Origin of the sequence: Clostridium sp. AN503 (assembly GCF_040719375.1) — a bacterium.
Lineage (GTDB): Bacteria > Bacillota > Clostridia > Lachnospirales > Lachnospiraceae > Brotaphodocola.
In genome coordinates this window covers 642,862-655,703 of record NZ_JBFDTP010000001.1, presented here as the reverse complement: position 1 = coordinate 655,703, position 12,842 = coordinate 642,862, and the positions used below count along the sequence as shown (strand labels likewise).

Here is a 12,842-nt window from a genome sequence, read left to right as displayed (position 1 = left end):
ACGGGGGAAAACGATAAAAAGAATGGCAGGGATGGATATGAGATTTTCTTACAGACTGACGATGTGGGAGTGTATGGTTGGCGGAGCCAGGAGAGCCAGGAACTATTTGGTGTATAAGTCTGGATTCTTCCGTACAGCAATGTTGATACTGGGCGGAGTGGCGCTGTTGGGCAGTATTCTTGCGGCGGTCCGTGACGGCGGGGTTCATGTTATTCCGGTGATCCTCACGGTGTGCTTCCTGCTTGTGCTGTGTTTGCTTGTGTGGCTGTCGATTCTTCCCGCGGAGGTGCTGAGGATATACCGGCAGTGTGGAAAACGGGAACGGACGGTTCGGATAGAGGATGGCAGTATTTTTGTGCAGGATGGGGGAACTGTCAGGGAATATGATTGCAGGAACATCCAGGAGTTCCAAAAACAGGGTTGTCTGTACCGGATCATCATGACCTGGCGTATGGGAATGCTCGTGGAGCTGTATCTTCCGGTCCGCATTGTGGGAGGCAAAGAGGCACAGGAGTCTTTCCGACGGTATGTCAATGACCAGCGCAGGATATCGGGAGATAAACTGAACAGGCAGACGGGGGAAGGGCATGAGAGCTGTGAGGCAGGCGAGGGCTGTATCCGTCAGGATTGGAACATGGATACAGTTACTGCAGCAATGGCAGAAAGTTCCTGGATTGCCGCCCACTATATGAAACGTGCAGGACGGGGAGCGCGAGTATTAAAATACATCCATCTGGCAGTATTTTTGATGCTGGATTGCCTGATCATCGTGATCTGCTTGAGCCGTATGGGGGTGTTAGGAGCCATATTTTCATTGGTACCTATTGGTATGATTCTGGTCCGCATAGCACGGGACTGGGTGCCCCATAGATTGTCTCAGCAGTCAATACGTGAAGCGTTGAACCGTGAAGGCATCGATTCCTATGAGGAAACATGGGTATTGCAGTTTACTCCGCAGGGGATCCACAGGACCGGTCCGATGCTGGAAAATACATGGACATGGGGCGAAGTGGGATTCCTTTTTGAAACAGATGAAAATCTTTACTTTTATTCTCCGAAAGAAGAATTGCTGTTTTATATGACAAAAGGACTTCTGGGGGACTGGATGGCTCAAAAACTGTTTATACAGGATTGCCAGGCAAAGGGAATCTCCTATCAGATCGTGCAGCCGGAATATGTCCGGGATCTGCGGCCTGCAGAGGAAAAGGAAGCAAAAATGCAAGGTCATAAGGTATCAGGGAAAGACAATTTTCATGTGTTGGACGGCGGCAGGACGGCTAAGAAGAAACGTGACCGGAACATCCCTGATACGCAGGAAGGCTGGCGCCGGTTTTGGGCGGAGAAGGAGAAGGGAACCCGGTATCCGGAGACCGTCCGTGTGATGGTGACGCTTTCAGCAGTGGTGGGAATCTTTCTGCTGGCGTTTCTCCTGCCGGATTTTCGTGGGAGCCAGGGCATCGGGGGCCTTCCGGTTATAATGGACATGCCGCAAAATGGTGAGGAATACGTGTTCCATCCGGGATCCTATGCAGATTATAAGCCGTTGGCGGATCAGGTGACAGTGCTGGAAGGCCTGGGCTTCATCATACCGGAGGACGTGGTGGTGGAGATGAACCGCAGCATGGAGGAAATGCCGATGGCGCGGGTCTGGATCGAGGGATATCCTTATGCAAGTCTTCTTTCTGCGATCGGAATGCCGGAGTGGGATTATGAGGCGTGGGAGATCATCCGTTACTCAGATCAGGCGTACTGGTTTGACTGGGAGGGATTTAATCTGGACATGGATTATGTCCATATCCTGAATGGTGTGAATGCCATGGCAGGCGGTGATTTCGCCATCACGGATGCACAGCAGGATATGTCGGATGTGGACTGGGAGAAAGGTACCGGGACGGTACATCTGAAGTTTTGTATAAACGGCGAACCGTATGAATATAAGCTGAAAATGATGAATGACTGGCTGGATTCAGATATCATTAAGGACTTAAATGATGCTCTGGAAACAGCCGGAGTGGAAAAGCGTGTTTATGCTATGGCAGATGACGGACAGGGCAGCGTCCTTTTCTACCGGGATAAAGAGTGGGCGAAGCGATTTAAGAAGGAGACCGGGATCCGGCTGGAAACCCGGTGAAAAAAGGCAGCGCCTGGCTCCAGGGCCAGATGCTGCCTTTTCTGTCACTCCTCGATCACCTGGATCTCCAGATAATCAAACTCTATATGTTCGATAAAGCAGTCCTGGCTGAAGCGGGTCTTGTCGTGACGCCGGAAGTCCTCGATGTTCGCATCCAGCCAGATCGGCTTGCCCAGATCAAATTCATAGCAGATGTCATCTAATGACTGAAAGACCATGGCGGTGCGGGACATACTGTAGTCTGTCTGGCAGATGACGGTGTCTTTTATCATATGATTGTCTTTCCAAAGCTTACCCCACATACGGAACATGGCGGTCCTCCTTTTATCTGTTTAAGAATAATGTGACCCGGCCGGAGCCGGTGCATTTTCGTGATTTCAGGGTTTCAGTATAAGCCATTTTTCAGGCGGTGTAAAGGGAATTCTTTTTTCTGCATACCCTTGTAGTGTGCCGGATTCTGTAGTAAACTATTAAATAAATATATAGATTGATTCGGATTTGCAGATGAAAGGATAACATGCGAAGGAGGGCCGTGGTATGGTGCAGACGGCGGAGGAATGCCTGGATTTCCTGGGGAGAGCGCGGGAGGCCGTAGATGAGCTGTCCGTGTGTCAGGACAGAGAGACGCAGCTTTTGCAGGACGAAGACCGGTTAGGCAGGCTTTTGGAGGCAGAGAAAAGGCTGGTGTCTGATACGATCCAGTCAACTGTGAAAAAACGCAGGGAGGAACTGAATTCCAGCTATGACGCAGAGATCGGAAAAGCACAGGAGCAGCTGAAAAAGGTCCGGAGCCAGAGAGAGAAGGCGAAGAACCAGGGGATGAAGGAGCGGATCGCGGAGGAGACTTCGGAGCTTCATTCTTACAATGCGGAGCTGACTGCGAGTATGAAGACCACATTTAAAAGGAATCATGTTCCGGCACTGTGCAGGACCCGGTTATATTACAGCCTGTATTTTCCACGCTGGGCGATGGAATTTCTGGTGCTGCTTGTCAGTGTGGCGGTGGTTTTCCTGGTGCTGCCGTATGGGATCTATATGCAGATACCTGAGCGGACGCCTCTTTGGCTGGCGGGGATCTATCTGGTGGATATCCTGGTCTTTGGCGGGCTTTATATGACTGTTGGGAACAATACGAAGATAACGTATATGGAGTCCCTGAAAGAGGGACGGCAGATATTAGATCAGATCCACGCCAACAATAAGAAGATCCGGGTGATCACCTCCACGATCCGTAAGGACCGTAACGAGTCCTTATACGATCTGGAGAAGTACGACGACGAGATCGCCCGGCTCCAGCAGGAGCTGAGCGATGTAGCTGCCAAGAAGAAGGATGCCCTGAATACATTTGAATCGGTGACCAGGACCATCCTCCAGGATGAGATTGAACATAATCACAAAGAAAAGCTGGACAGGCTTCAGGCAGAGTATGAGGATGTAAAGGAGCAGCTTCGGACCACTTCGGCGGAGGTGAAGGAAAAGCGCCTGTATATCACGGACAACTATGCCTGCCATCTGGGAAAGGAATTCCTGGATTCTTTTAAGATCAATGATCTTGCTGCCATCATCCAGCGGGGAGAGGCTCTAAATATCAGTGAAGCAGTGGAGGTCTACAAAAAACGGGATTGATACGCCAGTTCGTCTATTGCAATGGTGATGGGAATCTCAATCTCGTTATTAGGCGTAATGTTTTTGATCAGATATTCAAACAGCACTTTCACAAGCTGATAACCCTGCTGTTCCGGGTTTTGTCCCAGCGCAAAGTCGATCTGTCCGGAATTCAGCAGATTCAAGGTCTCCGGGGGCAGGTCGTGGCAGATGACTTTTACGGTCCCCCTTTTTTCGGCTACATCCAGTGCGCTGCACACGCCTGCAATGCCTCCGCTGGTAAGGTATATGGCATTGAGATCCGGATAGCGGTTGCAGTATTCCAGTGTGATGCGGAATGCGTCCTCTTTGCGGTCCTGGTTTTCCTGTACGTCCAGGATGAGAGCGTCGGTATAGGCCTCGGACAGCTTATCCTGGAAACCGGACAGCCGGTCATGGTGGCAGGAGAGATTGGAGGAGCTGATAATGACTCCTGCGCGGACGGGGGCAGGCACAATCTTCCCCAGCAAACTGGCGGCAGTGCGTCCGCCTTTGTAGTGATTCTGGCCGATGAAGGCCAGATGACGTATCCCATCCACCTTTGAATTGAAAGTGATGACAGCCATCTGCCCCTGGATCAGCTGATTCACCCGGTCAATAACCTGAGGCGCATTCGTAGGGAAGATCGCCATCCCCTGTACGCTGCTGTTCACCAGCTCGTCGATGATAGTAAGCTGTTCCTGCGGTTCCAACGTGGTCATCAGTTTTGCGATCACCTCCAGGCCAAAGGGCGCAAATTCTTTTTGGGCTGTCTGGATGCCGTGGAGCAATTCCTGAATATATGGATTGTAATCCGGTGTCAGGATGATGCCGATCCGGATGGGATCTTTGCTGCGAACCAGCGCTTTGCCGATGATATTGGGCTGGTAGTTCAATTCTTCCGCGATCTTCAGTATTTTTTTCTTCGTGGATTCCTTTACTCCCGGACGGTTGTTGAGGACCTTGTCAACGGTTCCTCTTGATACATTCGCCAGAGAAGCGATTTCTTTGATTGTCACGGCCATATCCATACTCCTTACCCATTTGTTTATGAGAAAAAATATCTTAATTCTATTCTAAACGGTTATTGTGCACGTGTCTATATCTTTTTCATAATTGGAATTTTATTTGTGAATAATGCAAAAATAAATAATTAGAAAATAGGTAATATTGCCCAGTTGCATATTTGGTTTTGCTGTGTTATTATAAATTTATCATAAATAGAGCACGAGCACAATAGAAAACGCCATGGATATCCGATGGCTTTTATAATACAAAAAATTGTGCACGAGCACATAGAACAAATAAAGATCAGGAGGACAATGATGAAGTTTGGAGCACTGTATTCATACTGGGGCCACGAATGGCAATGTGATTATGAGGAAACAGCAAGACGGATGGCGGAGTGCGGATGTGATATCATCGAGGTTGGCGCGCCTCATCTTGTGGAGATGAGCGATGGAGAACTGCAGCGCCTGAAAAATGTGTGTGAAACTCTTGGTATGACGATCACATCGAATATTGGCCCGGCAAAGGAGTATGATCTGTCTTCCACGGACTCGGCAGTCCGGGCGGCTGGAGTAAAATATCTGACAGATATCTTGAGGGCAATGGATAAAATAGGTTCCCGTTCTCTGGTTGGTGCGATGTATTCTTACTGGCCGTGCACAGATTTTTGCTGCGAGGACAAGGCGGGGGCATGGGAGCGTAGCATAGAGGGAATGAAAGAGGTGGCGAAAGTTGCCGAGGAATTGAACATCGAGTGCTGTCTGGAGGTGCTGAACCGTTTTGAGACTTACATTATGACAGACTGTGAGGAAGCCATCGAATACTGCAGACGGGTGGGGAGCAGGAATGTAAACATTTTATTAGATACATTCCACATGAATATAGAGGAGGATAACCTTCCGGATACGATCCGGAGAGCAGGAAGCCTGTTGGGGCACCTCCACGTAGGAGAAGGCAACCGGAAACTTCCGGGTATGAGCAAAGGCTCTATGCCGTGGGCGGAGATGGGACAGGCGCTTCGGGATATTGGATACGACAAAGGGGTTGTGGCGGAGCCGTTCTTACTTGCCGGAGGAAAGATCGGGGCGGATATCAAGGTATGGAGAGATTTAAGCAATGGAGCGGATGAGGCGGCTATGGATCTGTACCTGAAGGACTCCATGAAATTTTTAAGAGATATGTTTCTATAAATAAGGAGGTGCAGCCATGGCAGAGATCATGATTATGGGAGAACTTCTGGTGGAGATTATGAGGGCCGGAGAAGACGTGCCGCTCTTTGAGACGGGGGCGTATTTCCGGGGGCCGTTTCCCAGTGGTGCACCGGGGATCTTTATCAGCACGGCAGCGAGGCTGGGGCACAGCGCAGGGATCATCTCCGGTGTGGGAGATGACGATTTTGGAAAGAATATCCTGGACCGGCTGGAGGCCGTAGGCGTGGATACCAGAAGGGTGATACGCAGCCGGGAAGGCGCGACGGGAGCAGCTTTTGTAACATATTTTTCTGATGGGGAAAGAAAGTTTATCTTCCATATAGATCATACTCCGGCAGTAGCGGCGAAAGCGCCGGAGAATATGGAAGGGCTTGAGGATGCAAGATATTTTCATATTATGGGGTGTTCCCTGATGGCGTCGGTAAGCTTTGGAAAAGAGATCGTGAAGACGATGCGCAGGTTAAAAGCCCAGGGCACAAAAGTCAGTTTCGATCCCAATGTCAGGCTGGAGATGCTGCGGGACGCGGAGGCTATGGACCTGGTGCAGGAGGTGTATAAAAATTCTGATATCTTCATGCCGGGAGTGTCGGAGCTGAAGATGATCACGGGTATGGAGACTGTGGAGGCTGCCGTTGAAAAAGCGTTTGAAGACAATTCCGGGCTGGAGCTTCTGGTATTGAAGAATGGTTCTAAGGGTTCACGTCTGTATACAAGAAATGGGCTGGAAGAGACCATGGGAATCTATCCGGTGGAACAGGTCGATGCAACCGGTGCAGGGGACAGCTACGACGCTGCCTTTATCTGCGGACTGGCCGAGGGCAAGAGCCTGAAGGAGGCTGCACAGATGGGAGCGGCCGCAGGAGCGTTAAATGCAGCGGCCTTTGGACCGATGGAAGGTGATATATCCAGAGAAACGGTGATGGGAATGATCGAGAAGCACAAATAGGAGGAGCATGATGGACGATTATCGGTTGGAGGTCCGTAATTTACATAAACGTTTCCCTGGGGTATATGCGGTAAAAGGAGTGAGCTTTCAGATCGCGCCGGGCGAGGTCCATGCCATTGTAGGTGAGAACGGAGCAGGAAAATCCACCCTGATGAAAATGATCACGGGAGAATATATCCCGGATGAGGGAGAGGTCCTGCACAACGGAAATGTGATAAAACCCAGATCCATTGCGGATTCCCAAAAGACAGGGATCGCCATGATCCACCAGGAATTGGCGCCCCTTCCGGACATGACGATCGCAGACAATATTTTTCTCGGACAGGAGCTTATGAAAGGCTGTTTTCTCAATGATAAAGAAATGGCCAGGCAGACGGAGGAAATCCTGAAGGAATACAAGCTGGATTTTTCTCCCTGGACCAGAGTCCGCAATCTGAGCGTCGCACAGATCCAGATGCTGGAGATCATTAAAGCAGTGAGAAAGCATGCGGACATTATCATTATGGATGAACCAACATCTTCGCTTTCAGAAGACGAGTCACAAAAACTGTTCCGGATCATCCGGGAGCTTACGCAGCAGAAGGTTTCTGTTATCTATATCTCCCACCGGCTTGAGGAGATTCTGATGCTGACAGACCGGATCACCGTCTTGCGTGATGGAGAGTATATCAAGACAGTTCCTGCAAAAGGCGTCACACAGGACGAACTGGTAGAGATGATGGTGGGGCGTGCCCTTGATCAAATCTATCCCAAGGAAACCATTCCTGCCGGGGACGTGGTATTTGAAGCCCGGGATCTATGCAGAAAGGGCGTGTTTGAGCATGTGAATTTCCAGGTGCGTGCAGGAGAGATCCTCGGATTTTCCGGTCTGGTGGGAGCCGGGCGGAGTGAGATCATGAACGCCATATTTGGGCTGGATCCCCTGGACAGCGGGGAAATCCTGGTGGAGGGCAGGCCGATCAGGATCACATGTCCCCAGGATGCTATCAAAAACAGGATTGCATTGGTGAGTGAGGACAGAAAGGTATACGGACTGGTTTTGTGCAGGTCCATAAAAGAAAATATTTCATTGCCGAACCTGCGCAGACTGCACAGGGAGCCGTTTATCCAATCAGGCAGGGAAAAAGCTGAGGTGACAAAATACAAGGAGGCGCTTGGGATCAAGTGTGCCGGCATCCATGTGAGTACGGGGACGCTTTCCGGAGGAAATCAGCAGAAGGTTGTTCTGGCAAAATGGCTGCAGTCAGAGCCGAAGGTACTTATTCTGGATGAACCGACCAGAGGCATTGACGTAGGCGCAAAATATGAGATCTATAAAATGATGGTAGAACTGGCGAGAAAAGGGATCGCTATCATTATGATTTCCTCGGAGCTTCCGGAGGTGATCGGGATGAGTGACCGCATTCATGTTGTCTCTAAAGGAAAGATCACATGCACTGTTACCAAAGAGGAACTGGAGAATGGAAAAGTCACCCAATACAATATATTAAGCAGCGCTCTGGAGGAGGTTTAGTCACTCATGGATAAAAAGAATGTGTTGAATGCGGAGTTTATAAGAAAGTATGGAATCCTGATGGTTTTGATCCTGATGTGGGGGATTCTGATGTGCGTGTCGCCCACCTTCCGGACGGTGGATAATGCGGTCAATATTCTGCGGCAGGTGGCGGTGAACGGTATTTTGGCAATCGGGATGACTTTTGTTATTATGACCGGAGGGATTGACTTAACGGTAGGCGCGCTGGTAGCAGTGTCCGGCGTTATATGCGGCAGTATTTTGGTGGTGCATCCGGATCAGGTGCTGCTGGCTGTATTGGCGTCCGTTTTGGTCTGTGCGGCGTTTGGGGCGCTGAATGGTTTTTTTGTTTCCTTTGTCGGGGTTCCGGCATTTGTGGCGACTCTTGCGGGGATGACCATGGCGAGAGGTTTTGCGTATGTATATTCAGACGGAAAACCATACACGCTGAACGCGCCGGGGTTCCGGTTCATCGGAAAGGGCATGACGCCGATCATTATTTTCCTGGTGATCGTTTTCATCTGCCATATCATCTTGTCCAAAATGAAGTTTGGCCGGTATATCTATGCCACAGGAGGAAATATAAAGGCGGCAGAGGCATCGGGGATCAAAGCGAAATATATCCTGATGCGGGTATATATCATGGCAGGGGTATTATCAGGGATTGCAGGGATCGTTTTGGCATCCAGGACAAATTCCGGTCAGCCTGCGGTAGGCGTGGGATTTGAGACAGATGCGATCGCTGCTGCCGTGATCGGCGGCACGAGCATGACAGGCGGGATCGGGACCATACCGGGGACACTGGTGGGAATCCTGATCATAGGAACATTAAATAATGGCCTGAATCTGCTGGATGTTTCATCCTATTGGCAGCAGATCATCAAAGGTATGATCATAGTTGGGGCAGTATGTTTTGACCTTTTATCAAAAAAAGGCAGAAAATAAATCAAAAGAAATGAGAGGGCAAGGTATTATGAAAAAACAGAAATTGGCAGCACGGGTTATGGCGGGAACAATGGTGTTAAGCATGATGATGCTCAGCGCATGCGGCGGGAAGACAGAGACGGCGGCATCCGGTGCGGCAACGACGGCAGCAGATGCCAGCACACAGTCTGGACAGGCTTCGCCGGAGTCTGCGGCGGCAGGGGACAATGTGAAGATCGGAGTTCTGATGAAAACCATGTCAGACGCATATTCCAACAAGCTGGGCAATGCAATTGAGAGCTATGCAAAAGAGAATTACCCGGATGCAACTGTTTATCTGCTGGATGGACAGGCGGATATCGCAAAACAGATTTCGCAGGCAGAGGATATCATCACGAAGCAGGTGGATGTGATCATCCTGAATCCGCAGGATGCAGACGGCTCAGCACAGGTTCTTGACCTGGCGTCGGAAGCGGGTATTCCGGTGGTAGAGGTGAATACGGAAACAACAAGAACAGACTATACTTCTTATGTAGGTTCTAATGATGCTGAGGCCGGTGAGATCATGGGTAAATTCGTGACAGAACAGCTGGGCGGCCAGGGAGAGTATGCGATCCTGGAAGGTGAAATGGGCCAGAGCGCACAGCTGCTGCGGTACGAAGGGCTGGAAAATACCATTTTAAAAGAAACCGGAATGACCTGTGTTGCAACACTGTCTGCTGGATGGCAGCGGGATAAGGCGATGTCTACTACAGAGGATTGGCTGGGAAAATATAAAGATTTAAAAGCAGTGATCTGTGAAAATGATGATATGTCCATGGGTGCGCTTCAGGCAGCGGAAGCACAGGGACGGGATCTGGTGATCATCGGTGTTGACGGGATCGAGGATGCTTTGCAGGCGATCAAGGACGGACGCCTCGCAGCCAGTGTCCTGCAGGATGCGGCAGGACAGGCCAGCACAGTGATTGACGTGGCGGTAAAGGTTGCAAAAGGTGAGGAAGTAGAATCCCGGTACAATGTACCGTTCCAGCTGATCACAGCGGAGAACGTGGATGAATTTATAAAGTAATTGTAATCGCAATATCTAGTATAATTCCATCTGCCTGTGCTTATAATAGGAATAACAAAACAAGCACAGGCGGGATGGGATGAAGACAGGGTGGAGAAAAACAAGGAGACCGGGAAGGGAAATCTATTATTTTGATTCTGAAAAGGCGGATGATACGGAGCTCTGTGCCAGGATGCTGCACACCATGATCGGGGAGACCCTGGTGGAGGAGGATCGGGACGGGGTGGTTTTTTTATGTATTGGGACAGACCGTTCTACAGGAGACAGTCTGGGGCCTTTGATCGGATACAAGCTGAAGGAGCAAAGACTCCGTCAGATTGAGATCGTGGGTACGCTGGAACGCCCGGTACATGCCATGAATTTAGAACAGTCCATGGCGATGGTCCGGATGCGTTATCCCAACCATGTGATCGTGGCGGTGGATGCATCGGTGGGCAGCCTGGAGCATGTGGGCTGCATTACACTGGGAAGAGGCGCCCTGCGGCCGGGACTGGGAGTATGCAAGGAGCTGCAGGCGGTGGGTGATATTTTTATCACCGGTATTGTGGGCGGCTATGGAAATTATGATCCGCTGATGCTGCAGAGCGTGCGCCTGTCAGTGGTCATGCGGATGGCGGATTATATCTGCGAAAGTATATATCTTGTCGAACAGTTTTTGGAACATGCTGCGCTGGTTTGACAAAAAACACACCCCGGATGTGCTATGATTTTTCAGATATCAGAAAATCTAGCAGCGGGGTGAATTTTTATGGGCGAATTGTATAATCCCTATCCGAAGCTGCCGAAAAATATCCGGCAGATAGGGGAACGGGATCAGATTGTGAAGTTTTATGTGGAGGATTATGTCAATACATATCTGAAACGGTTGTATCCGACCGGTGGACAAGATCTGCGGGTCGGACTTTTGGTGGGTGAAATGCGTGTCCAGGACGGTGTTCCGTATCTGTTTGCGGACGGCGCGCTGGAGATGGAGGACGTTACCCGGGACGGGGAAAAGGTGGAGTTCACCGAGGAGGCGTGGAAGAAGGCATACCAGACCATGGAGCAGATGTTCCCGCGCCGCAGCGTGCTGGGCTGGTTTTTGTGCGGAGCGCCGGACTGTACCTTAAGCCCCCTCAATTACTGGAAACAGCACAGCCAGTATTTTACTGCCAAAAACCAGCTCATGTATTTAAACAGCGGGCTGGAGGGCGAGGAGGCGATCTATACCGCGTCGGAGGACGGATTCTATAAGCTGCGCGGTTACAGCATCTATTATGAGCGGAACCAGATGATGCAGGACTACATGGTTTCCAGGAAAGACGCGAGGCGGGTGGAGACCGGCGCCCGGGATGTGGTGATCCGGGATTTCCGGCAGAAGATGGAGGACAAAAAGACCGAGGCCGGCAAGACGCGCTCTACGGTGAATATGCTGGGAACTGCCTGTGGCGTGATGGCGGTGATGGTGCTTGCCGGAGGCGTGGTGATGTTTAACAATTATCATAAAATGAAGGCCATGGAGACGGTCATCGCTTCTGTTGTCCCGGAGGGGACTGCGGGAGGCTGGTCCAATGCCCTGACAAAGGGAAGTAACGGTAAGGATAAAGGCCAGGCCGCAGGTGATGTTGAGATAGAGCATGTGCCGGGGGAGGTGTATCCGACCCAGGCGGAGATCGTCATTGAGACAGAGGCCAACGCGCCGGCTGCATCCCAGGATGGCGCGGGCGGGGCCGGGATAGCTGGAGCGGACGGCGCCGGTGCGGCAGGCGGAGCCGGGACATCGGGGAATGCGGGTACAGCAGGCGGAGCCGGGGCATCGGGGAATGCCGGGGCCGCAGGTGGAGCCGGAGCGTCGGGCAATGCAGGTGTCACAGGCGGAGCAGCAGGCAATGCGGCGGCGGCAAACGGCGCTGGAGTACAGGCGGGAGTATCTGTACAGCCGACCGAGGCGGCGGAGCCGGTACAGGTGCCTTCCGATGCGATCCTGCATGTGGTGCAGGGCGGAGAGACCTTGTACGGAATCTGTATGGAGCGTTATCACAGCATGGCGAATCTGGAGGAGATCTGCCGTTTAAATGGACTGGATGATGAAAACAGGATCTCCATTGGGCAGGAGCTGTATTTACCGGCTCAGTAAGCTGCTGAAACTGACCCGGTACATAACATGTGCTAACGATGTCCAATGTTGTTCCAACACCGTTTTAACGCCGTATGAACGCAGACCTGCGCAGATCTGTCGTGCAGAAACGTTTTGACCCCCCGGATAAAATGATGTATACTAATTTGTAGTATGTTTGTAACAGTTCAGGACGGCGGGGAAATTGGCGCAGAAGGCAGCGTCAAGCTTGCTTGTAAGCAGCCTTCTGCGCCAATTTCCCCATCGGATGGACATTCGATGCTTCTTGACCAGCTTTTTCGGTCAAGAAGATGAGCCGCCC

General features: G+C 51.0%; 11 protein-coding genes. 9 read left to right on the top strand and 2 right to left on the bottom strand.

All coding sequences use genetic code 11. The features are described 5' to 3' along the window. Positions 1-37 precede the first annotated feature (37 nt). Positions 38-2,131 carry a hypothetical protein gene (locus tag AB1I67_RS02790; RefSeq protein ID WP_367028293.1) on the top strand — a complete coding sequence of 698 codons (2,094 nt, stop codon included), beginning with the start codon at positions 38-40 and terminating at the stop codon, positions 2,129-2,131. A gap of 44 nt (positions 2,132-2,175) precedes the next feature. Here the strand turns inward: AB1I67_RS02790 and AB1I67_RS02785 are convergent, their stop codons facing one another. Continuing rightward, complete coding sequence (locus AB1I67_RS02785) at positions 2,176-2,442, bottom strand: hypothetical protein (RefSeq protein WP_367028292.1); 267 nt, start codon at positions 2,440-2,442, stop codon at positions 2,176-2,178. Between the two features lie 226 nt (positions 2,443-2,668). Between AB1I67_RS02785 and AB1I67_RS02780 the strand changes: the two genes are divergently transcribed. Further along, the gene (locus AB1I67_RS02780) at positions 2,669-3,757 is read left to right on the top strand and encodes a hypothetical protein (RefSeq protein WP_367028291.1); all 1,089 of its coding nucleotides are present in this window, start codon (positions 2,669-2,671) and stop codon (positions 3,755-3,757) included. Here the strand turns inward: AB1I67_RS02780 and AB1I67_RS02775 are convergent. Beyond that, entirely contained in the window at positions 3,739-4,779 is a 1,041-nt protein-coding gene (locus AB1I67_RS02775; RefSeq protein ID WP_367028290.1) for a LacI family DNA-binding transcriptional regulator, read from the bottom strand. The two genes, AB1I67_RS02780 and AB1I67_RS02775, sit on opposite strands and share 19 nt — an antisense overlap. A gap of 297 nt (positions 4,780-5,076) precedes the next feature. On the opposite strand from AB1I67_RS02775, the gene AB1I67_RS02770 reads away from it, so the two are divergent. The 7 genes from AB1I67_RS02770 (at position 5,077) to AB1I67_RS02740 (ending at position 12,541) form a co-directional block, all read left to right on the top strand. Beyond that, complete coding sequence (locus AB1I67_RS02770) at positions 5,077-5,952, top strand: sugar phosphate isomerase/epimerase (protein WP_367028289.1); 876 nt, start codon at positions 5,077-5,079, stop codon at positions 5,950-5,952. Between the two features lie 16 nt (positions 5,953-5,968). Then, the gene (locus tag AB1I67_RS02765) at positions 5,969-6,919 is read left to right on the top strand and encodes a sugar kinase (RefSeq protein ID WP_367028288.1); all 951 of its coding nucleotides are present in this window, start codon (positions 5,969-5,971) and stop codon (positions 6,917-6,919) included. 7 nt (positions 6,920-6,926) lie between these two features. Then, entirely contained in the window at positions 6,927-8,432 is a 1,506-nt protein-coding gene (locus AB1I67_RS02760; RefSeq protein WP_367028287.1) for a sugar ABC transporter ATP-binding protein, read from the top strand. Positions 8,433-8,438: 6 nt separating this feature from the next. Next, a complete protein-coding gene (locus AB1I67_RS02755) occupies positions 8,439-9,377 on the top strand; it encodes an ABC transporter permease (protein ID WP_367028286.1) in 939 nt (312 codons plus the stop codon). 28 nt (positions 9,378-9,405) lie between these two features. Next, positions 9,406-10,425, top strand: a complete 1,020-nt coding sequence (locus tag AB1I67_RS02750; RefSeq protein WP_367028285.1) for a substrate-binding domain-containing protein — start codon at positions 9,406-9,408, stop codon at positions 10,423-10,425. A 79-nt stretch (positions 10,426-10,504) separates the two neighbouring features. After that, entirely contained in the window at positions 10,505-11,104 is a 600-nt protein-coding gene (yyaC, locus tag AB1I67_RS02745; protein WP_367028284.1) for a spore protease YyaC, read from the top strand. Positions 11,105-11,173: 69 nt separating this feature from the next. Continuing rightward, complete coding sequence (locus tag AB1I67_RS02740) at positions 11,174-12,541, top strand: LysM domain-containing protein (protein ID WP_367028283.1); 1,368 nt, start codon at positions 11,174-11,176, stop codon at positions 12,539-12,541. Positions 12,542-12,842: the final 301 nt, after the last annotated feature.